Source organism: Caballeronia sordidicola (assembly GCF_002220365.1).
Taxonomy (GTDB): Bacteria; Pseudomonadota; Gammaproteobacteria; order Burkholderiales; family Burkholderiaceae; genus Caballeronia; species Caballeronia sordidicola_C.
On the sequence record NZ_MTHB01000110.1, the window covers coordinates 291434 to 317701 of the forward strand.

Consider the following 26268-nt stretch of genomic DNA (forward strand, 5'->3'; position numbering starts at 1 on the left):
GACGGCAGACCCAACGAACATGGACCAACAGACCCCCCAACTCCAGGAGCCCGCCCTTGATGCAGCTCTACGCACACTCTTCGCAACGCTGCTGGAGATCGATCCGGGTGCGATCGGCGACGATGACGACTTCTTCGAACTGGGCGGCGATTCGCTGCTGGTCATCAAGCTAGTGGCCCGTATTCGCCGCACATTAAGCCATGAAGTCTCACCCGGCGACGTCTTCGATCACCCGAGCGTTGCCAGCCTCGCCCGCTTTCTCGGCCATGCCTGACTGACCCGATCGACGATCCCGCACGACAGATCCACACGACAGATCCACACGACAGTAGGGAAATTTCACACAAAGAAATAGCTCCTCGATATAATCTGTGATTAATAATCATTCGCATTCGCATTAGCGTTCACAAATCCAACCACACTAACTGCAAGAGACCATGGCACGACAACAATCAGAACGACGCGGCGCAGACCGTATCCGGGCGCGCGGGCGCGCAAGGAATCCCTGGCGGCTCGCGCCGATCGCAGCGGGCGTGTTCCTGGCGACCTCTGCGTTGGCGCAAAGTGATGCCGTCGTACCGGCGGACGGATCAGGCCAGCCGGCTGCAGCCGCCGCGGGTCAACAGTTGCCGGCTGTGGTGGTGAAAGGTCAGCGCGATGCGGAAACAGGCACGGGACCGGTGAAGGGTTACGTGGCGAAGCAGAGCACGGCGGGTTCCAAGACCGACACGCCGATCATCAAGACGCCGCAGGCGATCTCGGTTGTGACGCGTGACCAGATGGACATTCAGAACGTGCAGAGCGTGGCGCAAGCGCTGCGCTATACGTCGGGTATCAACCCGGAGCAGCGCGGGACCAACACGGATTCGCTCGAGTACCTGTACGCACGAGGTTTTCTCGTCGACGAGTTCTGGAACGGTTTGCGCACGCCCGGCCCGGCCGGCGGTTTCGGCTACAACGTGACGAGCTTCGATCCGTACATGTTCGAGCGGATCGAGTTGTTGCACGGACCGGCGTCGGTGTTGTACGGGCAGGGTTCGCCGGGTGGCACGGTGAATCTCGTGAGCAAGATGCCGACAGCCGAGCCGCTGCACGAAGTCGGATTCCAGACCGGCAGCTACGGGCGCTTGCAAGGGTTTTTCGACTTCAGTGGTCCTATCGATCAAGACGGCAAGGTGCTCTACCGTTTGACAGCGGACGGTTTTAATACCGGCACGCAAACGGACTATGTGAACCAGCAGCGTTTCGCTATTTCGCCGACCATCACGTGGAAGCCGACAAAAGACACGACGTTTACGGTCTTTGCGAACTATCAGGCAGACCCCGAGGCGGGTATCTATAACTTCGTACCGGTGGTGGGCACGATCCAGACCGGCGTGGCGCAACTGCCGCGTAGTTTCTATCCGGGCGAGCCGACCTTCGACAGCTTCCGCAAGACACAAGAGTCTATCGGGTATCAATTGGATCATCGTCTGAACGACATCTGGTCGTTCAAGCAGAGCTATCGTTTCCTTCATAACAGCCAGACCGTTCAATATGTGGCCGACGACCTGGGCTATATCAACAATGGTACGGAGCTGGCGCGCGAGGCGTACTTGAACAGCGGCCGGTTGAACTCGCACACGCTTGACAACCAGGCGACCGCGCGTTTCAACACGGGACCTGTGTCCCATACGGCGACCGTGGGTGTCGACTACCAGAATACGCAGTTCGACCACGTTTTCTTCGCATCGGCAGACAATAATGTGCCGTCGCTCAGCATTACGAATCCGCAATACGGCCAGTACATTCCGTACCCAACCTTCGAGTTGGGCACCTCGAACAAGCAGTCGGTCAAGCAGCTTGGTACGTACGCTCAGGACCAGATTGACATCGACCGGTGGTCGTTCCTGCTGGGCGTGCGCGAAGACTGGACGAACGAAGATAGTCAGTCGTACGTGACGGGTGCGCAAACTAAACAGTTCAACCGCGCGTTCACCTGGCGTGCCGGCGGTGTGTACAAGTTCGACAACGGTTTTGCACCGTATGCCAGCTATACGACGTCGTTCCAGCCGCAAGTCGGCTCGACCTTCTCGGGTACGTCGTTCTCGCCGACTACCGCCCAGCAGTACGAGGTCGGCGTGAAGTATCAGCCGAAGGGTTACAACAGTTTTGTCACGGTATCGGCGTTTCACCTGACGCAGCAAAACGTGCTGACCACGGACCCGAATAACATCAACTTCCAGGTGCAGACCGGCGAAGTGCGGTCCCAGGGTTTCGAGGTTGAAGCCCATGCGAGCCTGACCAGCAACCTGCAACTGATCTTCAGCTACACGTACACGAACCTGCTCAACACGAAGAGCAATACGTCGAACCTGGACAAGGTGCCGCTCGGCATTCCGCGCAATACCGCCTCCATGTGGGCGGACTATACGGTTACCAGCGGGCCGCTCAACGGTGTGCAAGCTGGCGCGGGCCTGCGTTATATCGGCGGTTCATACGGCGATACGGCAAACACGCTCCTGACCTCGTCGGCAACGCTGGTCGACCTCGCGCTGCGTTATGACCTCGGTCGCGCGTTCCCTTCCATGCACGGCTGGACCGGCTCGCTCAATGCAAGCAACCTGCTCGATCGCCGTTACATGGCGTCGTGCAGCAATGGCTCGTGCAACTGGGCTCAAGGCCGGCTCGTCCTCGCGGGATTGAAGTATCAGTGGTAATTCATCAGGAGGCACGGCGCCGATGCGGTTTTTTTCGACGAGAGATTTAACGACGCCCGGCGAGCAGGCCGGACCCCAGCCGCTGTCTCCTGCGCAGGAAGGACTCTGGTTCATGCAGCGGCTCGCGCCGCTGTCCACCGCCTACCATCTGGCGCGCGTTTTTCATTTGCGCGGACTTGCCGATATCAGCGCGCTCGAACAGGCGCTCAATGTCGTACGTACACGGCAGGCAGTATTGCGTACCCGTTTTACGGAACGGGATGGCAAGCCTTTTCAGATCGTCGATGCACCGGCCGATGTGTCGTTGCCATTGACCGATCTTTCCTCGCTTCAAGCCGATGCACGTGACAAAGCGCTGTCAGAAGCGCTTGCTCATGAGGCTCGGCAGCCATTCGAGCTCACCACGCAAGGGGCGATCCGCTTGCGGGTTTTCGTGATGTCGGCGCAATGGAATGTGCTGTCTGTCGTGGCGCATCATCTTGTCTCGGACGGAACGTCTACCGCGATCTTCGCGCGTGAGCTCGCCCACGCTTACGGCCGGATCGTGCGTGACGAAGCGGCTTCTGAATTACCAGACTTGACGTGGCAGTACGCCGATTTCGCCGCTTGGCAACGCGATATGTTGGCAGGCGAAAAAGCCCGCGCCGACGTGGCGTGGTGGACCGAGTACATCGGCTCGCCGAATGCAGGTTTCGAACTGCCAGTCGATTTCACTCGAGCCCCGGCTCAGGAACGTCTGGCGCGTACCCATACTTTTACGCTGACTGAAGCAACTGCTGACGCCCTGCGCTCGCGCTGCAAGGCCGAGCGCTGCACGCTGTTTGGCGTGCTGATGGCGGCGTGGCAGTTGGTGTTGTCGCGCCATTCCGGCAGCGACGACTTCTGTATCGGCGTGCCGACGAGCGGAAGAACCCGTGAGGAAAGCGAAGACCTGATTGGTCTTTTTGTCGATACCCAGGTGTATCGCGCGCGTGTCCAGCCGTCCATGAGCGGACGCTCGCTGCTGCAGGCGGTACGCAACGACACCCGCGCCGCGCTCGATCATGGCAACGTCACGCTGGCCACGCTCGTCGATGCGTTGGGCGTGAAGCGCGAAGCCGATCGTCACCCGCTGTTCCAGACGCTCTTCAACGTGCAGGCCGCTGCCGCTTCGGGGAAGTTACAACTGGCCGGTCTCGAGGTCGATATCGTCGACACGGAAAGTCAGGCGGCTAAGTTTGACCTGAGCATGGACATACGCGTAAGCGCCAACGTCATCGCATGTACCGCACGCTATGACGGCGCATTGTATCGTCCTGAGACCATCGCGCGGCTCGGCCGCCACTACGAAGCAATGCTGAGCGGCCTGTGCCGCGATCCGGATCGGCCGGTGGCGGAGATTGCGTTTATCGATGAAGAGGAACTGTCGCGCCTTTTGGCCTGGTGCACGCAATCTGCGGCGTTTGGCGAAGCAGAGCCTGTTCACCGTTTATTCGAACGCCATGCGATAAAGACACCGCATGCACCCGCGCTATTGTTCGTCGACGAAGTACTGACGTATCGCGATCTCGATCAGCGGGCTAACCAACTCGCAAATCGGCTAGTGAAGCTTGGCGTTGGACCGGAAGTGAAGGTCGGGATCGGCCTTGAGCGGTCGGTGGAGATGGTGGTCGGCTTGCTGGCGATATTGAAGGCAGGTGGCGCTTACGTTCCGCTCGATCCGGATTATCCGCCCGAGCGGCTAGCCTGCATGATCAGCGACAGTGGCTTAGGGCTGTTGCTTACGCAGCGCGCTGTGCGCGAACGCCTGAACCAGCATTTGCCACCGGACGACGCGTGCACCGTGCTCGAACTGGACGTGCTGGATACGTCGGGTGAATCCCAGCTTCGTCCTGATGTTCAGATTCACTCGGAAAACCTGGCCTACGTGATCTATACGTCAGGTTCGACAGGACGTCCCAAAGGCGCGGCGAATCGCCACGGCGCATTGTTCAATCGGTTGGCCTGGATGCAGGCCGCATACCGGCTCGACGCGACCGATACCGTCCTGCAAAAGACACCCTTCAGCTTTGACGTGTCGGTCTGGGAGTTCTTCTGGCCACTCATGTTCGGCGCGCGTCTGGCGGTAGCCGGGCCGGGCGATCATCGGGACCCTGCACGTCTGGTTGAATTGATCGACCGCTTCAAGGTGACCACGCTGCATTTCGTGCCGCCGATGTTGCAGGCCTTCATCGCTTCACTCGATGGTGACGGCGCCGTTTGCGTGAGCCTGCGCCAGATCATCTGCAGCGGCGAAGCGTTGCCGGCCACGCTGCAGGATCGTGCGCTGCAACGGCTGTCGCAGGTTCAATTGCATAACCTGTACGGCCCGACCGAAGCAGCTATCGACGTCACGCACTGGACTTGTCAAGCAGGCGATCCGGTCGTGCCGATCGGCCGGCCGATCGCGAACGTAAGCACGCATGTGCTTGATCAGTCGATGAATCGTTTGCCGGTGGGTGTCGCGGGCGAACTCTATTTGGGTGGCGCGGGACTGGCTCGCGGTTATCTCAACCGGCCGGGGCTGACGGCAGAGCGTTTCGTGCCCGATCCGTGCGTGGATGGTGAGCGGCTGTATCGCACGGGTGATCTTGCGCGCTGGCGTGAGGATGGGGCACTCGACTATCTCGGACGGCTCGATCATCAGGTCAAGATCCGGGGCTTTCGCATTGAGCCGGGTGAGATAGAGGCGGTATTGCAGACCTTGCCGGGTGTCGATGAAGCCGTCGTCGTGGCGCAGGACGGGCCGGGCGGCAAGCGGCTGGTCGCATATGTGACGGCGCGTGCGGGTCATGTGCTGCGGCGCGATCTACTGGCTGCGAATCTGCACGACGTCGTGCCGGAATACATGGTGCCGCCCGCGTGGGTTGAACTCGAGCGTCTGCCGCTGTCGCCGAACGGTAAGGTGGATCGCCGTGCGCTGCCCGCGCCTGCTCAAACGGAACGAGTTTGGGAAGCGCCGCAAGGCGACATCGAAGCGGCAATGGCACGCATCTGGCAGGAGGTGTTGGGTGTCGAACGTGTCGGCCGCGACGATAACTTCTTCGAGTTAGGCGGTGACTCGATCCTGAGCCTGCTGATTGTGGAGCGTGTACGGCTGGCCGGGTGGAAGGTGACTCCCCGTCAACTGTTCGAGCGTCAGACCGTGGTGCAACTGGCCGCCGTCGCCGAGCCGGTTGTTGCAACCGCAGTCGGCACTAACGCGGCAATACAGGACACCACCAAGGCATTTTTGCCGATGCAGACATGGTTCCTCGACCTGCCTATGAAGCAGCGGCATCACTGGAACCAGGCGGTGCTGCTGGCGAGTCGCGAGCCGCTGGACACTGCGCTGCTGGAGCGCGCGCTGCATGCGCTGGTGCAGCACCACGACGCGCTGCGGCTTCGGCTTGCACAAGACGCAAGCGGCCGATGGACATTGGCTAGCGAGCAACCGTCGGCTGACTTGCTATGGGTCCGCGAAGCGGCTACGCCGGCTGACATCGTGACGTCATGCGATCAAGCTCAACGCAGCCTTGATCTCGGGCACGGACCGCTGCTCAGAGCGCTGGCGATCAATCTTGCCGACGGAAGCTGGCGGCTCTTGCTGGTGATCCACCATCTGGCGGTGGACGGCGTGTCGTGGCGGATTTTGCTGGCGGATTTGCAAACGGCCTATGAGCGGTTGCAGGCCGGCGATGCCGTCACGTTGCCGCCGAAGACAACCTCATGCGATCAGTGGGCGACACGCCTCGCTCGCCACGCAACGAGCGCGGCGCTGCGTGCGCAACTCGACTACTGGCTGGACATGGCACGCACACCGGCTGGCTTGCCCTGCGATTTTCCGACTGGCGCGAACATCGTGGCCCATCAGCAGCACGCTACGCTCAGACTCGACCGCGCCTGGACGCAGCGGCTGTTGCAGGAGGCGCCTGCTGCGTACCGCACGCATGTCAACGATCTGCTTCTGACTGCACTGGGCCGCGCGCTTTGCAACTGGACTGGAGGGGAGCGAATCCGCATCGACCTTGAAGGGCACGGCCGTGAAGACTTGTTCGATGATGTCGACCTGAGTCGCACGGTTGGCTGGTTCACGAGCCTGTATCCCCTCTCTCTCGAGCCGCAGGGCGATGTGGGCACGGCGCTTGGGCGCGTCAAGGAAGCGCTGCGCCGGGTACCGGACCGGGGCCTCGGGTTTGGCGTGCTCAAATACCTCGGTGACGACGCGGACCGGCACGCGCTTGGCAGCATCGAACCGTCGCGGGTAGTGTTCAACTATCTCGGCCAGTTCGACCAGAGCTTTGATGCAACGTCGGCATGGCAACCCGCGCCCGAAGCGGCTGGCCGTTCGCAAGACGAAGGTGCGCCGTTGCCGCATGACTTGTCCGTCAGCGGCAAGGTGCTGGACGGCGCGCTCACGTTAAGCGTGGGTTATAGCGGCGAGCGTTATCGGGCGAGCACGGTTGAAGGGCTGATCGATGTAATCCGCGCAGAACTGGAAAGCGTGATCGAGCATTGCACGAGCGGCAACACTGGCGTAACACCGTCGGACTTCGAGTTAATTTCATTGACGCAGCAAGAACTCGACCGGTTGCCACTGACGATGAACAACGTCGCAGATATTTATCCGCTGTCGCCCATGCAGTCGGGCATGTTGTTCCACACCCTGTATGCGCCCGGCAGCAGCGTGTACCTGAATCAGTTACGGGCGGATATCGATGGACTGGATGTCGCGCGTTTCAGTGCGGCGTGGACCGCGGTAACGGCGCGGCACGACATCCTGCGAACGGGCTTTGTGCCGCAGGGCGAGGGCTGGCTGCAATGGGTGGCACGGTCCGTGGAACTACCGCTGAAGCACCACGACTTGCGTGGCCGGCACGACCTCGCTGCTGCGCTGGACGATCTGGCCTCAGCCGATCTCAAGCAAGGTTTCGATGTTACGCGTGCGCCGTTGCAAAGGCTGGCGCTAGTGCGTGTCGATACACATCGCTATCACTTCATCTGGACGCACCATCATGTGCTGATGGACGGCTGGAGTGTCGCGCAATTGCTCGGCGAAGTGCTGCGCCACTACAGCGGACAGAGCGTGCCCGCGCACGGGGGTCGGTATCGTGACTATATCGGCTGGTTGCAGAAGCACGACGCGCACGCGAGCGCTGTGCACTGGCGCGAGCAGGTAAAGCGAATCGAGGAACCAACGCGGCTGGCTACAGCAGTCGCGAGCCGTTATGAGCGCACCGGTAGCGGTAGCGGGACGGACGGGGGCTACGGCCAGCATACGTTTGAACTGGATGCGCCGTCGACCGCACGTCTCGTTGCATTTGCCCGCCAAGAACGGGTGACGGTGAACACGCTGGTTCAGGCCGCATGGGCGCTGTTGTTGCATCGCTACACGAACCAGCCCACAGTGACCTTCGGCGCAACACTGGCTGGCCGGCCTGCCGGCCTCGCCGGTGCATCGCAGTTGCTCGGCCTCTTCATCAATACGCTGCCGGTGATCGCGCAGCCGCATGCCGGCAAGCGCCTGGGCGGCTGGCTGCGCGAATTACAGCTGCTAGGCATGACGGCGCAGGAACACGCGCACACTCCGTTGTACGAGATCCAGCGCTGGGCCGGTGCAACGCCCCAGGGTCTGTTCGATACCGTCGTGGTCTTTGAGAACTATCCCGTCGATACCGCGCTGAAGGATGCATCGCCCGGTGGCCTGACGATCGACAACGTACGTGCCTGCGATGAAACCAGCTATCCGCTGACCTTGGGCGTGATGCTCGCCGATACCCTGAAGCTGGACTGCCGGTTTGCGCATGAGGCATTCTCCGACCGCGACATAGCAGGCATTGCACAGCAAACGGGTCGCCTGCTGGACGCGTTTGCGGGCGCAGCGGACCGGCTGCTTGCTGACTTCGACCTGCTCGATGGCGCGCAGCGGCATGCGTTACTGACGTTGGGCAATGCCGACACATTGGCTGCGTCAACAGACAACGCGCAGCCGGTGCACAAGTTGATTGAAGCGCGCGAACAGCAGCAACACGATGCACTCGCGCTCGTGGCCGGTGATCTCCGCTTGAGTTACGGCGAACTGAATTCACGGGCAAACCGCCTCGCGCATCGTTTGATGCGGGAAGGCGTGGGACCGGAGGTGCGGGTCGGGTTTGCAGTCGCGCGTTCGGTTGATATGATCGTGGGCCTCCTGGCTGTCCTGAAAGCGGGTGGCGCATACGTACCGCTGGACCCGGCGTATCCCGTCGAACGTCTCGCTCATATGGTGGCCGACAGCGCGATCACTTTGCTGATCACGCAGTCGCATTTGCATGGACGGTTGCCTTCGGAAACGGGACTCACACGGCTCGATCTGGACACGCTGGATGTATCGGCGGAGCCGGCAAGCAATCCGTCGGTAAAGCTCGCCGGCGGGAACCTGGCGTATGTGATCTACACATCGGGCTCTACTGGCAAGCCCAAGGGCGTGGCGGTGGCACACAGAGCGCTGTCGATGCATTGCATGGCGATTGCATCTCGCTACGGCATCACCCCGGAAGACCGGCAACTTCACTTCGCTTCTATCAGCTTCGATGCCGCCGCTGAGCAGTGGCTGGCTCCTCTACTCAGTGGCGCGGCGATCGTATTGCGCGATGACACCGTCTGGCCGGCTCAGCGGCTCGCGGCCGAGATAGAGGCGCAAAACATATCGATACTGGATTTGCCGCCTGCGTATATCAATGCGTTTGCTCAGGAGATCGAGCCCGAAACGGTGTCGGTCAGAACGTGCATTGTCGGTGGGGAAGGTTGGTCGCGAAGCGGCTTCGAAACCGTCAAGAAACACCTGAAACCCGAGCGGATTTTCAACGCGTATGGGCCGTCGGAAACGGTGATCACGTCGACTGTGTGGAGCGCCGACGGGGCGTCGGAATTCCACAGCGCGTATGCACCGATCGGCGTCCCTGTCGGCGAGCGCACAGCGTATGTGTTGGACGCGGCGCTGTGTCTCGTGCCGCAGGGCATGGCGGGCGAACTCTACATGGGCGGTGCGGGACTGGCGCGGGGTTATCTGAGCCGTGCGGCGCTGACGGCGGAATGGTTCGTACCCGATCCGTTAGATAAGACCAACAGAGGCGGGCGCTTATACAGGACCGGTGACCTGGCACGCTGGAACAGCTCGGGGCAGCTCGAGTTCCTCGGACGCATCGATCATCAAGTGAAACTGCGCGGCTTCCGTATTGAACTGGGCGAGATCGAGACGGCGCTGCTTGCGTTACCCGGCGTGCGGGCCGCGGTAGCAATCCTTCACGACAACACGCGTCTTGTTGCATACGTGAGCGCACAGACCGATACGGTGATCGACGGGCCGGCCCTGAAAGCCGCATTGCACGACGTCCTGCCCGACTACATGGTTCCCGCGTTGATAGTCGTGCTCGACACGTTGCCGTTGACGCCCAATGGCAAGGTGGACCGGCATGCGCTACCATCGCCCGAACTTCTCGTCGCGAGGCATTACGAACCACCGCAAGGCGAAGTAGAAGCGGTTATCGCGGGGATCTGGTCCGACGTGCTTGGTATAGAACAAATTGAACGGGTAGGCCGCCGCGACAACTTCTTCGAACTCGGCGGTGACTCTATTTTCAGCCTCCAGGTCCAGCGGCGAATTTCGCGGCAGTTATCAGTCGAAGTTGAACTCGCGGCGCTGTTCGCTGCGCCGACGCTCGAGGCATTTGCCGCCGTCGTCTCGACGGCGCGAGCGCGCGCGGCGGCAGCAGGACAAGGACAAGACCGCTTGACCGACGACATGCAATCCATCCTTTCCGACCTCATGCAATGAACCGACGCGCCATGCTTTCCGCGCTGCTGGGCGCCGGCGCACTTGCCGCAACCGCACTGTCCGATGTTGCACTTGCTGGTGAGGGTTCCGCCGCTACGCCGCGCCGTATTGTCGTGCTCGACTGGGGACTGACGGAGATGGTGTTGTCGATTGGCGTGGTGCCGGTCGGGATCGCGAATACCCGGGACTTTCGCCGAAATTTTACGGCATGCGATGTGCCCGCGTCGGTGGTCGATCTCGGCCTGATGTTCCAGCCCAACATGGAATTGCTGTTCGCGTTAAAGCCTGACCTGATCGTCATCTCGCCGGCTCATGCGAGACTTCGGACCGCGCTCGAGCAGGTTGCGCCTACCGTCACGCTCGGGCGTTACCGTTCGAGTGAAGCACCTTATTGCGCGGCACGTGCCGAAACGCTGCAGCTCGCGCGTTTGCTGGGATGTGAAGCGCGTGCCGAAGCACTGCTCATGCAAGCGGACACGGCGCTCGACCACGCGCGCACGGCGCTTGCCGCGCTGCCAGGTGTAAGTAGTGTGGGCGGCGCAGGTGGTGCAGGTAGTGAAAAGGGCAGGCCGCTTTACATGGTGAATTTTATCGATGAAGCGCACGTGCGCGTGTTCGGTCCGAACAGCTTCTACGGCGAACTGATGGCCACGCTCGGACTACGAAACGCGGTCCACTCGGGCGCCTACTCCACCACCGGTTTCGACGTGTTGGGCAGCGTGCCGGACGCGGCCCTGCTCTACATGAAGCCGCTTGCGTCCTCCGTTGCGAACATGATGAAAACCAGTCCCTTGTGGCACGCCATGCCGTTCACTAACGAGGGCCGCATGGTGGGCCTGCCGCGTGTTCCGCCCGACGGATGCGTCCTATCCGCGATGCTCTTCGCCCGCGTGCTTGTCGATGCCTTCGAGCAGACCGGCGAGCAGACCACTGCCGCGAAGGAGCACGCATGAAAAGCGTCGCGACCGTCCCCGGGGCGCCCGCACGAGGCTGGCCACTCCTTCCGGTTTGTCTTGTGATCGTGCTGGCCGCGCTGTTGTCGCTGCACAGGCTGGAGGAGCGCTTGCCGGCGTCATTGTGGTGGCAAGCGTTGACGGCTCCTTCGCCCACGGATCTGCGGCAGCTGCTTGTCCACTACGGCGACCTGCCGCGCATCGCGGTTGCGTGGTTGTGTGGCGCGGCGCTCGGGATTGCGGGCGTGGCCACCCAGCAGGTGCTGCGCAACCCCCTTGCCGAACCGATGACGCTCGGGATCTTCTCCGGCTCCTATCTTGCGCTCTCGATAACGACTGTCTACGCCCCCGGCTTGCTGATATCGGGCCGCGACGGGGTTGCGCTGGCCGGTGGCGCAGTGGCATTGACGATTGTTTTCGCGTTGGCTGCGCGACGCGGCATCTCGCCGCTCGCGCTGATCCTCGGCGGCATGATCGTCAACCTGTGCTGCGGCGCGCTGAGTTTCGCGCTCGCGATCTCCCACTATGACTTGTTGAGCGCCCTGATGATCTGGGGCGGCGGTTCGCTGGGCCAGCACGACTGGAGCGTCGCGCTGGCGCTGCTCGTGCGACTCGTGCCATGCGTGGCGTTGCTGCTGCTGTGCACGCGGCCCATGGCCGTATTCGATCTGGGTGACACCGTCGCCAGCAGCCTGGGTGTGTCGTTGCGTATGACTCGCGGCGCGGCGCTCTTCCTGACCTTGCTCGTGACCGCGTTCGTGGTGAGCGCAGTGGGTGTGATCGGCTTCATTGGACTCGCTGCACCGACGCTTGCGCGACTTGCTGGCGCGCGCCGTTTGCGCGACCGGATGTTGTGGTCGCCGTTATTTGGCGCAGCGCTGCTGTGGCTGGCGGATCAGATCGCGCGGGAATTCGCGGGGCGGTACGGAACCACGATTCCGGCCGGCGCGATCACCACGTTGCTGGGCGCACCGCTGCTGCTGGTCATGTTGCGGCGCTTGCGTGGACGGCCCGACCTGAACCATGCGCCCGCGATCCATTCAGAGGCGCTGTCATCGCGCGCGCTGGTTTTCACGACGGGCGTCTGCGTACTGCTCTTGCTGGTGGTCATCGGCTTGTCGCTTGGTGTGGGGCGAGGTCTGGAAGGCTGGCATGTCAGCCGCCCGGACGAGATCGCTGCGTTGCTGTTCCTGCGCTTGCCACACGTAGTCGCGGCAATGGGCGTAGGCGTGCTGCTCGCGCTCGCGGGCGGTATTGTCCAGCGCATGACCGGCAATCCGATGGCGAGTCCCGACCTGCTCGGCATCACGGCCGGCGGCTCGATGGGACTCACCGGGGCACTTTTCCTCACGGCCAGTCCTGGGCTGCCGACGTTTCTTGTCTGGTGCGCGTGCGGATCTGTGATTACGCTGGGCGCGCTGCTGCTCTTTGCACGCAAATCTTCTTATGCACCCGACACGCTGATACTCGCCGGCGTGACAATCAGCGCCGTCTTCCAGGCAGTGTCGACGATTGCCGTCGCCAGCGACGATCCCCGCGTGATCGTTCTCTACAACCTGCTCGCAGGGTCGACATATAACGTCAGCGCGGATGCAGCAGGTTTCGTGGCCGTGGTTGCGCTGGCGGCGCTTGGCGCGGTGCCGTTTTGCCGGCGCTGGCTTGAAATCTTGCCGTTGGGCGGGGCCGTGTCGCGAGGCTTGGGAGTAAACGTTGCCGTCGCGCGTTTTGCGCTGCTGCTGTTGAGCGCGCTGCTGACGGCGGTGGCGACACTGGTGATCGGCCCGCTGTCATTTATCGGCCTCATGGCGCCGCACATGACACGCATGCTCGGTATCCGGCGGGCTGTGCCGCTGCTGTTCATTTCGGCGGCCCTGGGCGCGGCGCTGATGGTCGCGTCCGACTGGCTCGGCCGCTGGGTCCTGTTCCCGCAGGAAATGCCGGCGGGCGTGATGGCGACACTGCTGGGCGGCGTGTACCTGATTATCACGATGTTCAAACGCAACCCGCGTGATGCGTCCGGTTCATAACGAAATCGTTGGGAAGGACAACGCGTGCGTGCAGACAACAATGGGTCAGCCCGGTATCAGGGCCAACACATCGGCGAGAAGTTGGCGGGGCACTTCTACACCGTTTGCTTCGCTTCTAAGACGAGCGTCGAACCGCCGTTGTGATGGCAAGCGAGCACCCTGGTCGACAATGCCGCCAAAAAGCGCTTCGGCACGCTGAAGGTCGTCATCACTGTTGCCACTTGAGAACATGGATGGATTAAACGCAAGGATCAATTCGCCGTGACACGGTGTTGCGCCAACGCCTTGGTCGTAGGCCGTCGACCCGGCAGACGTAAGGTCTCCAATGAGTGGTCCAGCTAGCAATTCGACCATCGCGCAGAGGGCGGAGCCCTTGTGGCCTCCGAATGTCATCATTGCGCCGCGCATGGCAGCGGCGGGATCGTCAGTCGGCTGACCTGTTGCGTCTACAGCCCAGTCCAGAGGGATTGTCTTGCCGGCCCGCCGGTGGAGCTCAATGTCCCCGCGCGCGATTGCGCTTGTCGCGAAGTCAAACACGTAGGGAAAGCGCCCTGGTCGAGGCCACGCAAAGGCGATTGGGTTTGTGCCGAACAGAGGTTTGGTCCCGCCTGCCGGTGCAACCCAACTATGGCTGGGCGTCATTGCCAAAGCTGCGAGGCCCTCGCCGGCGAGATATTCCACCTCGGGCCACAGCGCCGAAAAGTGGAAGCAATGGTTAATCGCCAACGCTGCGATTCCGACCTGCCGAGCCTTTTGAACCAGCACCTTGCTTCCCATCTGAAACGCCAGCTGGGAATAGCCGAACTTGGCATCGACACGAACCAGCGCTGGCGAAACATCGATCAGTTCAGGCTTTGCATCGCGAACCACCTTGCCGTTGCGCAACGTGTTGACGCAGACAATCAACCGGTAGATTCCGTGTGACTGACATTCGTCACGCTGTCCTGCGACGATCACTTCCGCGATCGCCTGAGCGTGATCGGCCGCCATTCCGTTTGCCGTGAGCACCCGGTTGGAGAGCCCGGATAGCTCCGCCAGAGTCAAATTAACCATGTTGTCCATGTCGATCCAAAGAGTGATTCAAGCGGTAAATCGGTTTCATGTAACATTGGATACAATATGCAATTGACAAAAATTGGTTGTTTGCGCAGGACCAGCGACCGCTCCAAACGGCGAGTTACCATTCACAGGATACGTGATATTCGCTTATTTCGTCCAAAAACAACTTAGCGAAAACGCCCGGCGAAAATTACTTGACCATTGATATTGGATCCAAGATATTGAACGCGAAATGAAAATTTCGTCCCCCTATGAACGCTTCAGTCCAATCCTCTTGCGACAGTCAAGCCGGCGAAGCGCGCATAACTTGTAACCGGAAATACTTGCTTCCAAGCGAGTTTCGAGCGCTCAGGAAGGATGTGAAGGTCTCGTTCGAGCCACCTTAATAACACAGTAATCCTCAATTAATCTTGTCAAACTCCAGGAGAAATTTGTGAAAAAGAAGCTTGTTGGAATGACTGTGCTGATGGCTTCTTCCGCCGCGATCCATGCGCAAAGTACGGTCACGCTTTACGGCGTCGTGGACGACGGTATTACCTTTACCAACAACCAAGGCGGTCACCAGGACTACCAGGCATCCAACGGAGCCTTGGGGAGCAGTAAGTGGGGCTTTTTCGTGAACGAGGACCTGGGGGGCGGCTACAGCGCGGTGGCACGCCTTGAGAACGGGTTCGACGTGAACACCGGGAAGTTCAACAACGGCGGCCGCGAGTTCGGGCGGCAGGCCTACGTGGGTCTTGGTAGCCCCTTTGGATCGGTCCTGCTCGGGCGGCAATATGACCTCGTGCTGGATTCCTTGCTTCCGCTGTCGGGCGCCTTCAAGTTCGCCGGCATTCTGGGAACTCACGCAGCAGACGTCGACAACATGTGGGGCGACTATTCGCTTAGCAATTCGATCAAATATCTGTCGCCAGTTTACGGCGGCTTCAAGCTATCGGCTTTGTTCAGCTTAGGTGGGGTGGCGGGCGATTTCGCTAATGGCCGCAAGGAATCACTGAGCGTCACCTACGGCTATAACGCACTGAGCGCAAGCGCCGTGTTTTCGCGCGTTAGGAACCCGGGCACGTCTATTTACGACGCTACCGCGAATCCGGCCGCAGGCACGACGTTCGTCAATCCAATCACGAATCCGACATTTAGCGGCTATACCTCTGCTCAGACCCTGCAGGTGGCAGGAGCGGGCGTGAACTACAAAATCGGGGCGGCACAGCTCGGATTTATTTACACCAATACCCGCTTCGAAGACGTCGTTCGCACATCGTCGACGCCTTTTTCAGGGACTGCGACCTTCAACAATTTCGAGGCGCTCGGCGCCTACAACATCACGCCAGCGTGGCTGATGGGTGTCTCGTATGACTATACGAAGGCAGAGACGGCGAAGTACAGCCAAGTAAATTTCGGCACGGAGTACTCGCTCTCAAAGCGGACTTTATTTTACGCGATTACGGCCTGGGAACATGCTACCGGCACTGATTCGACGGGGAAGCAAGCCGTCGCTGCGCTGTCGTTCCTGACGCCCTCAAGCACGGCAAACCAGATCGCTGTTCGCGTTGGTGTGCGTCACACGTTCTAGTACGACGATTCCCTGCACGAAGGTCAGCTTCTCCAAAGCCTCTGATTGACAAGGGTTTACCCGGTTAAAAGTGTAATAGGGCGTGCCCCAGCTTGACACCGGATTTTGGATCCAAGATATTGGACGCACTAATGATTGATCCGGCAGTCGTTGTTCAAGATTGTTCAGCGATTCCTTCACTGCGGAGTCTTTATGTCACCAATAGCAGCGCGGCTCGAGCGGCTCCCGTTCAGCCGCTTCCACCTCATACTGCTCATCATGGGTGGTCTGGGGTTCATGTTCGAAGCCGTTGATGCCGGCATCATCGCTTTCATTCTTCCCGTGGTACGCATCAAGTGGCATCTGACCAGTTTTGAAACTGGCATCCTCGGCAGTAGCACTTACGTAGGCTTTTTGGTAGGTGCGCTATTTGCTGGGTTGCTTGGCGATCGCTTTGGTCGCAAGGTCGTCATGATGTGGGCGCTGACGTTCTTCTGCGTGCTTACGTTTGCCAATGCGTTTGTAAATGACTGGCACACATTCGCTCTGCTGCGCGCCATCTCGGGCATCGGCATGGGTGCCGAAGGCGCAATCATCGCCCCCTTCCTTGTCGAGTTTGTGAGCAACCGCTATCGCGGCGCTTTCACGGGTGCACTCGCAGGATTTTTCTCCTTCGGTTTCGTTGCCGCAGCACTGATTGGCTACTTTGTGATTCCGCTCGGCCCCGAAGGCTGGCGCATTTCGCTGATAGTCGTGTCATTGCCCGTTGTCGTTTTGCTGTGGTGGCGCCGTTCGCTGCACGAATCACCGCGCTGGTTGGAAATGCGTGGACGGCACGACGAAGCGGATGCCGTTGTCTCGGACATCGAACGTCGTATTGAACGCTCTGGTGTGGCACTGCCTCCGGTTGTTCCGGTCCCGGGGTACATTTTTCAACCTCGCGAGTCGGGCTCCTTCTTTAGCAATCTGAAGCTTCTGTGGAAGCCGCCTCTGGCCAAGACGACTGCCATGTCCTGGTGTTTGTGGCTCGCCGTCACTTTCTGCTCATACGCGTTCTTCGTGTGGATCCCGGGACTGCTGGTGGCGCGCGGCATGACGATTACGAAGAGCTTCTCCGTGTCGATCCTGATTTATCTGGCGCAAATTCCGGGCTACTACTCGTCCGCCTACTTCTGCGAGAAGATTGGCCGCAAGGGGACGATCGTCACCTATATGGGACTTGCCTGCCTCGCCGGCATCTGGTTGGCGTTCGCGCAGGGCGACACCGCCGTCGTGCTCGCGTCCATCTTCATGTCGTTCGCGATGAATGGCGTAAATGCTGGTGAATATGCCTATACGCCTGAAGTCTTCCCGACGCATCTCAGGGCGACGGGCATGGGCACGGCATCCGCGTTTGGTCGCATCGGCGCGATCTGCTCCCCAATGCTGGTGGGCTACATCTACCCGATCTGGGGCTTCGCAGGCGTATTTGGAATGACTACCGTCATTTTGATGATCGGGGCACTCGCAGTCATCTTTCTGGGCGTGTCGACCAGCGGGAAAACGCTGGAAGAGATCACGGCGGATGAATATGGCATCGGTAACGAACGTGGCGCAAGCCTCCGGCAAGCGAAGGCGAGGGTATAGATATGGATGAACCTAATTCGATGTCGATCATTAGCTCGCTAGCATTTTCCTTGCATCGGGGCGAGCCGGTTGAGACTTTCTGGAAAGAGCTGGATCGCGGCCTGCAGGATGCGTTTGGCCACAAACTCTTCACGGTACTGGCGTACGACGCTTCGAGCGGGCTGCTGGGTCGTGTGTACAGCACGCAGCAGCAAATCAACCCCGTGGGTGGCCGAAAGCGTGTGACGAAGAGCACTTGGACGAAGCAAGTGCTTGAGGACGGGAAAATTTTTCGTGGGGCAACGCGCGAAGACATCAAGGCGGTCTTCTCTGATTACGAGGTGTTGTGGTCGATCGGCTGTGAGAGCGTGTTGAATATCCCGATCCGTAAGCAAGGAATTGTCATCGGCTCGCTCAATCTCCTCGATAAGGCGGGGCACTATAACGAAGCGCGGATCGAGCAGGCCTACGTGTTCGCTCAGCTCGCGGTCACCCCGTTGGAAGCATGCCGCGAAACGCTCCAACTTGACAGCACAGACAGCGGCGATCTGGAGCATGTGTAAATTTCCGAGTACGCGGCCGGAAGCGCTGGTCGCCAAGCAGTGGTTGTTGAACAATCCAATTGACATCAGTGACCACGGGCGGCATCATCAAGTTTCTAAGAGTATCCTGGATCCAAAAAACAGATTCAGACGCAACTGTTGGTCGAAATGACAGAACTTCCGGAAACTCAACAATGGTCACTCAATTGTCCTTGATAGCAGTTGCTTCAATCAGTGCACTGGGTGTTGTCGGCAGCGCGCACGCCGAGACTCAGAATGTCTTGTTGGGGCTGAACAAGTAATGGCTCACCAAATGACGCTGACCGCAAGCACCTCAGACGTCCTCGTAATTGGAGCGGGGGTGGTCGGGCTTGCTTGCGCATGGTCTGCACTCAAGGAGGGGTTGTCCGTCACGATCATTGATCGCGATTTCGACGGTGATCGCACTTCCCACGGTAACGCGGGTGGTATCGCAGTGACCGAAAGTACGCCGATTTCGGTGCCAGGCCTTTTCTTCAAAGCGACGAAGTGGTTATTCGATCCACTGGGCCCGCTCGCACTTGATTGGAAACATGTGCCAAGTGCTCTGCCGTGGTTCATGGAGTTTCGGCGTGCTAGCAGTCCTGCGAGGTTCAAGCAGATTTCATTAGCACTGGCCGCGCTGAACAACCGCGTCTACGACGATCTGATTCCGCTATTTGAAGATGTTGGCGCAATGAGTGCGTTCTATCGCCGCGGCGCGTTGACGTTATATGAAACCGACGAGGCGTTCAAGGCTGACGCAGAAGAGTGGAAGTTTAAAAAGGATCTCGGCGTTCGCTGGCGCGCCCTGAACCAACAAGAGGTTCAAGAATTAGAACCTGCGCTTGCGCCTGTGTTCAAGCACGGAGTGTTCCTTGAAGACTGGTCGCATATTGGGAATCCGAAGCAATTGGTTTCGCAGATTCGAGCACGGGTTAAGGCGCTGGGCGCTCGTTTCGTTGAAGGGGGGGTAACCAAGCTGGACGTAACGAAACCGGAGGCGCCATTTGCAGTTCTTCAGACCGGAGCATCAATCGCAGCGCGGCAGATAGTGGTCGCCACAGGAGCATGGTCGGCGTCGTTGGCAGAGTCTGTCGGGGACAGGGTGTTGCTCGATAGCGAGCGCGGGTACAACACGACGTTGCCCCAACCAGGCATCTCCCTGTCGCGAGAGGTGATCTTTGCGGAGCGCAAATTCGTGGCAACGCCTCTTGATATCGGTATCCGGATCGGAGGAGCGGCGGAATTCGCCGGTCTGAAGGCGGAGCCCAACTACAAGCGTAGCGAAGCGTTGCTCAAACTAGGAAAGCGATTTTTGCCCGGAATTCAAGATCAAGGCGCGGTGCAGTGGATGGGACATCGGCCGGCCACACCGGACTCGCTACCTGTCATTGGCAAATCGCCTTCGGCACCGTCAGTGATATATGCGTTCGGTCACGGGCATCTCGGGCTAACCCAATCTGCAACAACGGGCGCATTGGTAGCAGACTTATTAGTGAACAGAACACCACGGACATCGCTCGACGAGTATTCCATCGAACGGTTCCGGAAATAAGCGAGGCGTCCACGTGACCTCGGTTTTTCGCGACAAACCCGTTTAAGCTTTTTCATTCATTCTCAGAGGTGTTGTCATGCAAGTTAATTGGAAAGGTGTTTTCCCCGCAGTTACGACGAAGTTGAAGGACGATGGTTCGCTCGATCAGGAAGCTATCAAGGCTGGTCTGAATCGCCTGATCGACAATGGTGTGGGCGGTGTTGTGATGATGGGCATGGTCGGCGAGAACGCCCAACTGACGCCAGACGAAAAGCGCACCGTCCTTGAGATCGCCGTTGAAACGGTCAACGGCCGCGTGCCGATCGTGTCGGGTCTTGCTGAAACGAATACGGACAGCGCGATTCAATTTGCGCAAGATGCCGAAAAGATTGGCGTACAGGGTTTGATGGTGTTCCCGGGCCTGACGTACAAGTCCGATGATCGTGAAACGGTTGAGTTTTATCGCACAATCGCCCGCTCGACCAAACTTGGCATCATGATCTACAACAATCCGCGCGGCTACGGCGTGGACATGCGCACGGATCTGCTTGAGCAACTGAAGGGTGAAGCCAATATCGTCGCCGTGAAGGAAGAGTCGTACGACACGACGCGCGTGACCGATCTGTACAACCAGTTTGGGGACCGCTTCATCGTGTTCTGTGGCGTCGATGATCTGGTGCTTGAATCGGCTGCGCTGGGCGTAACGGGTTGGGTGTCGGGTATGGCCAACGCTGTGCCGAAGGAATCGGTTGAGCTACTCGATCTGGCAGTCAAGGGCGACTTCGAGAAGGCTCGCAAGTTGTATCGTGTGCTCACGCCCTTGTTTCACCTTGACGTCCATGTCAAGCTGGTTCAATACATCAAGCTCGCTGAAAATATCACCGCTGGCTACTCGGAAAATCTGAAGGCTCCGCGTCTTAAACTTGAAGGTGAAGAGCGTCAAAAGATTGTTGCCATCATCGAGAAGACGATGAACGACTTGAAGGCGTTGTCGTAAGCCTTTCGCGTAAGCCTTTCGCGTAAGTTTTTCACGCATGCGTTGGAACGGTCCCGGGAATAGCGGTGCACCCGGGCCGCGCAGGCAAAAAGGGGATCTCTTTCGCCCTGGCACTTGTCCTTAAAAGTGCTCTCTGCTATGCCTGGGTAGACATGGCAACGACGATTCGAGGTTGAGCGTCGCGGCAAGCGGTAGCAGGGCCTCGACCGAAGCCTGAACGATGAACTGGAACCATGCAATGAAAAGTACCTTCTTCTGTATCGACGGTCACACATGCGGTAACCCCGTGCGCGTGGTCGCGGGTGGCGCTCCCGTGCTCCAGGGCGCGAACATGATTGAGCGACGGGCTTATTTCGAGCAGGAGTTTGACTGGATCCGCACAGCCCTGATGTTTGAGCCACGCGGGCATGAGGTGATGTCTGGCTCGATTCTCTATCCGTCGACTCGATCGGATTGCGACATCTCCATTCTGTTCATCGAGGTCAGCGGCTGTCTGCCAATGTGCGGCCATGGAACGATAGGAACGGTCACTACCGCGATCGAGAACGGGCTTGTGCGTCCGCGTGAGCCAGGCGTCGTTCGGCTCGACACGCCAGCCGGGGTTGTGGTCGCTCGCTACAAGTTAAACGGGGATAACGTCGACTCAGTCCAACTGACAAACGTGCCCTCGTTCCTGCACTCGACCGACCTTAACGTGGAGCTGGAAGGGCTCGGTGAGATCCGTTTCGATGTGGCCTATGGCGGAAATTTCTACGCCATCATCGAGCCACAAGAGAACTTCGCGGGCATGCACACCTTGCGCCCAACGGATATCCAGCGGCTAAGCCCGATTCTTCGGCAGAAGGCGAATGAAAAATACCAGTTCGTTCATCCAGAAAAGCCTGAGATCCGTGGCTTAAGCCATGTGATGTGGACGGGTGAGCCGACAGTTGCCGGCGCAAGCGCACGCAACGCCGTGTTTTACGGCGACAAGGCGATCGATCGGTCGCCTTGCGGAACCGGCACGTCCGCTCGCATGGCGCACCTGGTGGCCAAGGGCAGGCTCAAGATTGGTGAGGCTTTCGTCCACGAAAGCATTATTGGCACACTCTTCAACGGCATTGCGACCGAGGCAACGAAGGTGGGGGACTACGACGCGATTGTTCCAAGCATCGAAGGCTGGGCCCGGGTCACAGGGTTTAACACTATCTTTGTGGATGATCGGGACCCGCTTGCCAAGGGTTTCTTGCTCAAATAAATCAAGTGGGCTCAGCGGCCTGCTTGCAATGGAGTATCGAATGATCATCTTGAAGAACGCGCGGGTGTTGGATGCGAATCATGAACTCGACAAGGCCTTGTATTCGATCGTGATCGAGGGAAACCTGATCACCGACGTGTCGCGCGAGCCGGTTCCGGAACAAGGCGCGGAGATCATTGACGTGGCTGGTCGCACGGTCATGCCTGGCTTGATTGACTGCCATGTACACGTGATTGCGTCAGTAGCGCATTTAGGCTCCAACAGTCGCTTGCCCAACACCTTTGCGGTGCTCAAGGCGGTGCCAATCCTTGAAGGCATGCTGAACCGGGGCTTCACGACCGTGCGGGACGCCGGCGGTGCGGACTATGCCTTGGCAAAAGCGATCGATGAAGGTGTCATTGCGGGGCCGCGCCTTTTCATTGCCGGGAAAGCGCTGTCTCAAACAGGCGGTCATGGAGATTTTCGCGATCGTTTCGATAACACCGATCCTGATCCGTGCGGGTGCAATCGCAATCTCGGCGCAATTGGACGCATCGTGGATGGCGTGGACGAAATGCGCAAAGCTGTGCGCGAGGAAATGCGCGCCGGCGCAAACCACGTCAAGATCATGGCGTCAGGCGGTGTCGCGTCGCCCACAGATCCGATCGGCAATTTTCAGTTTTCCGTGGACGAAGTCAAGGCGGCAGTAGAAGAAGCTCATTCGCATCAGACCTATGTGATGGCGCATGCCTACACCGGTGCTGCCATCAAGCGCGTGGTTGAACTGGGTGTTCGTACCATTGAGCACGGCAACTTGATCGACGATGAAGCGGCTGCCGTGATGGCGAAACACGGTGCCTATGCGGTTCCGACCTTGGTGACCTACGACGCAATGAGTAAAGTCGGAGCGAAGTCCGGTGTCCCCGAGAGCGCGTTGAAGAAGAACGAGGACGTACGAATACAGGGCTTGCGAGCGCTTGAGATTCTTAAACGCAACGGCGTAAAGATTGGATTGGGAACGGATCTGCTGGGTGACATGCATGAGTTCCAAAGCGACGAATTGTCCATTCGCGCCGCAATCGTAGGTGCGTTTGAGACCATATGCCAAGCAACCAGGATCGGCGCCGAAATTGTTGGAATGGAAGGCAAGCTGGGCGTTGTTGCGAAGGACGCGTTCGCTGATCTGCTGATTGTTGATGGCGATCCTTTGGAGGATATCAGCGTGCTGACGGGCCAAGGCGAACGGATCGCAGCCGTCATGAAAGACGGTTCGTGGATACGACGCGCGGCATTCAAAGCGTCCTGATTGGATTTTGGATACGAAAGCCCATTCATGGTACATTTGATTGTCCCTCCAATCAGATAGTCCGCAATGGCCACGGCAACTCACAAGAAAAGACCTTCCAAGACGATGATTTCTCCGGAACCGGACGTTGTGGAGCGCGTAACGCGAAAGATCGTTCGCCCTACCGCGGTGGAACTTGTCACTGACGAAATCCGGCAGATGATTTTGAGTGGGCGGATCTCGCCGGGCAGTGTTCTGCGTCAAGAAGTGTTGGCCGAAGAGCTGGGCGTGAGCCGCGTGCCGGTCCGCGAAGCGATCTCCAGACTCCATTCCGAGGGCCTTTTGAATGTGGTCCCGCATAAGGGAGCGTACGTTCAGGAATTGTCGGTTGACGAGGTGCGGGAGACATTCAACATTCGTCTGCGCCTCGAGCCGTGGGTGTTTTCCGAGGCCATTCCTCTGATCACAGACGCGGAAATCAGCAAGGCAGAGCGGATCGTCAAGGACATGGACAAGGCGACAGGTGGAGAGTGGGGCTCGTTGAACTGGAAGCTTCACGAAACGCTTTATCGTCCCGCACGTTGCGAAATCACGCTTCAGATGCTTCGCGTCTTACATGACCGTTGCGATCGCTATTTCCGCTTTCAAGTGGTGAAGGTACCGATCCGTGAGCAATCGCATGCGGAACACATGGCGATCATTGATGCCTGCCGTAATCGCGATGTAAAACTCGGTACCAGGTTGCTCGAGACCCACGTGAAAGTCGCGAGTCAGCAGATCATGAGCATCGTTGAAGCGGTCATGGCGAAAGCAGAACGCGCTCGATGAGGAATGCTGAGTGATGTAGTGCTCAAAGGTCATCGATAGTCCCGATGACCTTCTCCCGACCCACACTTCCCCTAGCCGGTCGTCAATAGCCGAGGCCGGGCTCCAACTCCGTCGAAGCCGCAGGAAAATCTCTGGAAATCGACCAAGCTAAACGCCTCATCAGGGCGAACATCGGCATGCACTTCCGTCTGCGGGCGGCCTGGCTTGACGATAGACCAACGATCTAGCTGGGCAAAGTCGAAGGTGATTGCTTGGAAGTTCGCGCCACTCCACAGCGACCTTTCTCCCGTATCGGCGAACCTCGTCAAATGCAAATGATTCGCATTTAATTGACTTCACTTGTCAAATTTATTATTCTGTGACGCGGTCGGACCGTCTTCGGGCCGCCCTTTCGCTCGCGGGATTACGTTCGGTTTTCACTCGTTGCCCCACAAGGAGTTTCATGTCGCTGTTCTTGTATCTTGTCCGCAATTCACGCTGGGTGCTGGCTGTCGCGGTGGTGGCGAGCCTCGTCAGCGGGTTCGGCAATGCGGCCCTCATAGCACTGATTAACCAGGCACTTGGGGCGTCGAATACGACGCTCGTCGAACTCGGCTGGCAATTCCTGATCGTGGGCGTAGTGGTGCTCGGCACACGAACGCTGTCACAAACCTTATTCATGCAGCTCGGCCAGCGCGCCAAGGCAACGCTGCGCATGCGTACCATCCGGCGCATTGCCGAAGCGTCGTATCAGCATCTGGAAAAGCAGGGGGCTTCCAAGGCGCTCACCGTGCTGACGCAAGACCTGGATACGATCGTCATCCTGTTCGTGAGCCTGCCCGCGCTTGCCATGCACGGCGCGGTGATCGCCGGCTGCCTCGCGTATCTCGGCTATCTGTCATGGCAGATCCTGCTCTTCGCCGTCTTGACGATTTTCATCGGCTCTCTCGGTTTTCATATTGCCAACACGAAAGCGCTGTTTCATCTGCGCGGGTCGCGGCGCAAGGAGGACGATCTCGTCAAGCATTTCCGCGCGCTCTTCGACGGCGCCAAAGAGCTCAAGCTGCATCGCGAGCGCAAGAATGCGTTCGTGACCGACACGCTGGAAACCAACGTGGAGGCAGTACGCGTCCAGCGCACGCGCGGTTACATCCTGTACTCAGCGGCCGCGAGCTGGGGCAGCTTCATCCTGTTTGCGTTTATCGGCATTACGCTGTTCGTGCTCGCGCGACTGTTTCCGGTGAGCACGCACGTGATGTCCGGCTACGCCATGATCTTTCTGTACATGATCATGCCGATCGAAGGGCTGCTGTCCGCCATCCCGAACATCAGTTCGGCAAAGGTTGCGATGGAGCGCATTGAACAGGTCAATGCCGAATTGCCACTCGAAGATACCTTGCATGAAACACCGGCCAAGTCCTTCGACAGCATTGTGTTCGACAAGGTGACGCATCGATACTTCCGCGAAAAAGAGAACGAAGTCTTCACGTTGGGTCCCATCGACCTGACGTTCAAGCCGGGCGAACTGATCTACCTGATCGGCGGTAACGGCAGCGGCAAGACGACGCTCGCGAAAATGCTCGTGGGACTCTACGCACCCGAAGGCGGGCAGATCCTGCTCAACGGCAAACCGGTCGATGAATCGCACCGCGATATTTATCGCCAGCATTTCTCGGTCGTCTTCAACGACTTCTACCTGTTCGACACGTTGTTCGGCATGAAGGTGGAAGGGCTCGACGCCCAAGCGAAGTTGTTGCTTGAACACCTGCAACTCGATCACAAGGTTACGATCAAGAACGGCGCGTTTTCCACGACCGATCTGTCACAGGGTCAGCGCAAGCGTCTTGCGTTGCTGGTCACGTATCTGGAAGACCGGCCGTTTTACGTCTTCGACGAATGGGCCGCCGACCAGGACCCGACCTTCAAAGAAGTTTTCTACAAGCAGTTGCTGCCGGAGCTTCAGGCCAAGGGTAAGACTGTCGTGGTCATCACGCACGACGATCGCTATTACCATCTTGCCGATCGCTATATCAAGCTCGACTACGGTCAGGTTGTTGAACTTGGCCGTGGCGCAGACCTGCAAGTCGATCATCCGAATGCGATTCATCCGCAGGCTCATGCATTTGCATCTGCGTCTGCGCCCGTTGCATCGGCATAA

At 59.1% G+C, this 26268-nt stretch carries 15 protein-coding genes; 14 read left to right on the forward strand and 1 reads right to left on the reverse strand.

Annotated features, from left to right (window positions below):
- Positions 1–19 precede the first annotated feature (19 nt).
- The 5 genes from BSU04_RS18435 (at position 20) to fhuB (ending at position 13492) form a co-directional block, all read left to right on the forward strand.
- Complete coding sequence (locus tag BSU04_RS18435; protein ID WP_256982994.1) at positions 20–274, forward strand: acyl carrier protein; 255 nt, start codon at positions 20–22, stop codon at positions 272–274.
- Between the two features lie 163 nt (positions 275–437).
- A complete protein-coding gene (locus BSU04_RS18440) occupies positions 438–2699 on the forward strand; it encodes a TonB-dependent siderophore receptor (RefSeq protein ID WP_089161957.1) in 2262 nt (753 codons plus the stop codon).
- Between the two features lie 22 nt (positions 2700–2721).
- On the forward strand, positions 2722–10512 hold the full coding sequence (locus tag BSU04_RS18445) for a non-ribosomal peptide synthetase (protein WP_089161958.1): 7791 nt from the start codon (positions 2722–2724) through the stop codon (positions 10510–10512).
- On the forward strand, positions 10509–11465 hold the full coding sequence (locus tag BSU04_RS18450) for an iron-siderophore ABC transporter substrate-binding protein (RefSeq protein WP_089161959.1): 957 nt from the start codon (positions 10509–10511) through the stop codon (positions 11463–11465). Before BSU04_RS18445 ends, BSU04_RS18450 begins: the two co-directional genes overlap by 4 nt.
- Positions 11462–13492, forward strand: a complete 2031-nt coding sequence (gene fhuB / locus BSU04_RS18455) for a Fe(3+)-hydroxamate ABC transporter permease FhuB (protein WP_179258355.1) — start codon at positions 11462–11464, stop codon at positions 13490–13492. Before BSU04_RS18450 ends, fhuB begins: the two co-directional genes overlap by 4 nt.
- Positions 13493–13537: 45 nt before the next feature.
- On the opposite strand, the gene BSU04_RS18460 is transcribed toward fhuB, so the two are convergent.
- Positions 13538–14554, reverse strand: coding sequence for an Ldh family oxidoreductase (locus BSU04_RS18460; RefSeq protein ID WP_089161961.1), 1017 nt, complete (start codon positions 14552–14554; stop codon positions 13538–13540).
- A gap of 430 nt (positions 14555–14984) precedes the next feature.
- On the opposite strand from BSU04_RS18460, the gene BSU04_RS18465 reads away from it, so the two are divergent.
- The 9 genes from BSU04_RS18465 (at position 14985) to BSU04_RS18505 (ending at position 26268) form a co-directional block, all read left to right on the forward strand.
- Positions 14985–16124 carry a porin gene (locus BSU04_RS18465; RefSeq protein ID WP_089161962.1) on the forward strand — a complete coding sequence of 380 codons (1140 nt, stop codon included), beginning with the start codon at positions 14985–14987 and terminating at the stop codon, positions 16122–16124.
- A gap of 192 nt (positions 16125–16316) precedes the next feature.
- The gene (locus tag BSU04_RS18470; RefSeq protein ID WP_089161963.1) at positions 16317–17729 is read left to right on the forward strand and encodes an MFS transporter; all 1413 of its coding nucleotides are present in this window, start codon (positions 16317–16319) and stop codon (positions 17727–17729) included.
- A gap of 2 nt (positions 17730–17731) precedes the next feature.
- On the forward strand, positions 17732–18271 hold the full coding sequence (locus tag BSU04_RS18475; RefSeq protein WP_089161964.1) for a GAF domain-containing protein: 540 nt from the start codon (positions 17732–17734) through the stop codon (positions 18269–18271).
- Between the two features lie 292 nt (positions 18272–18563).
- Positions 18564–19826, forward strand: coding sequence for an NAD(P)/FAD-dependent oxidoreductase (locus tag BSU04_RS18480; protein WP_089161965.1), 1263 nt, complete (start codon positions 18564–18566; stop codon positions 19824–19826).
- Between the two features lie 76 nt (positions 19827–19902).
- Entirely contained in the window at positions 19903–20802 is a 900-nt protein-coding gene (locus BSU04_RS18485; RefSeq protein WP_089161966.1) for a dihydrodipicolinate synthase family protein, read from the forward strand.
- A gap of 238 nt (positions 20803–21040) precedes the next feature.
- On the forward strand, positions 21041–22039 hold the full coding sequence (locus tag BSU04_RS18490) for a 4-hydroxyproline epimerase (RefSeq protein ID WP_089161967.1): 999 nt from the start codon (positions 21041–21043) through the stop codon (positions 22037–22039).
- Positions 22040–22079: 40 nt separating this feature from the next.
- Positions 22080–23324, forward strand: a complete 1245-nt coding sequence (locus BSU04_RS18495; RefSeq protein WP_089161968.1) for a metal-dependent hydrolase family protein — start codon at positions 22080–22082, stop codon at positions 23322–23324.
- A 105-nt stretch (positions 23325–23429) separates the two neighbouring features.
- Positions 23430–24131 carry a GntR family transcriptional regulator gene (locus tag BSU04_RS18500; protein ID WP_089161969.1) on the forward strand — a complete coding sequence of 234 codons (702 nt, stop codon included), beginning with the start codon at positions 23430–23432 and terminating at the stop codon, positions 24129–24131.
- 442 nt (positions 24132–24573) lie between these two features.
- Positions 24574–26268: a cyclic peptide export ABC transporter gene (locus BSU04_RS18505; protein WP_089161970.1), complete on the forward strand. Its 1695-nt coding sequence runs from the start codon at positions 24574–24576 to the stop codon at positions 26266–26268.